Genomic DNA, 975 nt, shown 5'->3' with positions numbered 1-975 from the left:
GATGGATGCCGCGCCGCCACCCCAGCCGGCTCCTGCCCCGCTCGCTTCGGCTGCGCCCGCCGATGCGAACGCGGCGGCGTCCGGCACCATAGCCTCTGCTGTGCCTGCCCCGGCTGCTGCGGCCTCGGCTGAAGCAACAGATGCCGACACCCAGCCGATGGCGGTTCAGCCGACCGCCGCCAAGGACACCACGGGCGCGGTTGCGCCAGCGGACGCTTCGCCGGCGTCAGCGGGAATATCGAACTTTGCCGTCGCCGGCGGCGATGCCAAGGCGCTGTTCGAGATCGGCTCGCGCTATGCCGAGTCGCGCGGCGTCAAGGAAGACATGGCGGCAGCGGCCAAATGGTACGAGAAGTCGGCGGAACTCGGCTTCGCGCCGGCCGAATACCGCATCGGCAATTTCTACGAAAAGGGCATCGGCGTCGCACGCGACATCAAGAAGGCGAAGACCTGGTACCAACTTTCCGCGGCGCAGGGCAACGCCAGCGGCATGCACAATCTGGCCGTGCTGTTCGCCATGGCCGCTGACGGCGTGACCGACAATGAATCGGCCGCGCACTGGTTCCAGGCGGCGGCCGACGTCGGCGTCAAGGACAGCCAGTTCAATCTCGGCATCCTCGCCGCCAAGGGCGTCGGCATGAAGCAGAACCTCGAAGAGTCCTACAAATGGTTCGCGCTCGTCGCCAAGACCGGCGACAAGGATGCCGCAGCCAAGCGCGACGAGATCGCCAATGCGCTGCGGCCCGAGCAGCTCGAACGCGCCCGCGCTGCGGCCGAACTGTGGAAGGCCAAGCCGCTGGATGCGGCAGCCAATTCGGCCGACATTCCCGAATCCTGGCAGGACGGCGCACCGCAGACGACCGCCAGCATCGACATGAAGAAGGCCGTCGAGAACATCCAGCGCATTCTCAACAAGAACGGCTACGACGCCGGCGGCGCCGACGGCAAGATGGGCCAGAAGACGAAGACCGCGAT

1 protein-coding gene is annotated in these 975 nt (G+C 66.9%); it reads left to right on the top strand.

The window, feature by feature from the left end; all coding sequences use genetic code 11:
- Nucleotides 1-975: SEL1-like repeat protein (locus EN935_RS37740; protein ID WP_164771797.1), on the top strand; the 975-nt coding region annotated here is incomplete at both ends.

This window comes from Mesorhizobium sp. M7D.F.Ca.US.004.03.1.1 (genome assembly GCF_003998635.1).
Taxonomy (GTDB): Bacteria; Pseudomonadota; Alphaproteobacteria; order Rhizobiales; family Rhizobiaceae; genus Mesorhizobium; species Mesorhizobium loti.
The sequence above is the reverse complement of the archived record's forward strand: the minus strand, read 5'-3'. Positions and strand labels throughout refer to the sequence as shown.